A 550-nucleotide genomic window follows, 5' to 3' on the forward strand; every position below is an offset into this window, starting at 1 on the left:
TGACGTATTCAGAGTCGTTGGCATCAGGCCTGCAAACTATCGCGATCCGTACCGCTGGCGAAAACGCGAAAAGCTGGACAACGCTTATCGCCGCGACCATTAAAAGCGTACTGCTGGGCGTAGTTGGTGTGGCTGCGATTCAAGCGCTATTGATCGGTGCTGGCTTCTTTGTGTTTGGCGTTCCTGCTGCTGGTTTGCTTACTCTGATTCTGATGATTTTGTGTATCGCTCAGCTTCCTGCGCTGCTTGCCGTATTGCCAGTGATTGGCTACATGTACATGACGCAAGACAGCACAACCGCGACCATGTTTACCGTGTGGGCGGTTGTCGGTGCGCTGTCTGAGAACTTACTAAAACCAATGTTTATGGGCCGTGGTGTAGACGTACCAATGCCAGTGATTCTGCTTGGGGCCATCGGCGGTATGCTTTTCTACGGCATCGTTGGCCTGTTCCTAGGTGCGGTTATTCTGGCGATTTGGTATGAGTTGTTCGTTTGGTGGTTGAGCATCGAGAAAGCACAACAGCAAGAAGAAATGGCTGAACTCAAAGA

Annotated in this window: 1 protein-coding gene; it reads left to right on the forward strand. The window is 51.1% G+C overall.

Annotated features, from left to right (window positions below):
• Window positions 1-550 (forward strand): AI-2E family transporter (locus tag R8O11_RS30470; RefSeq protein ID WP_318195295.1); only part of this gene is annotated, 550 nt, incomplete at both ends.

It is taken from the genome of Vibrio sp. 1288, from assembly GCF_033344475.1.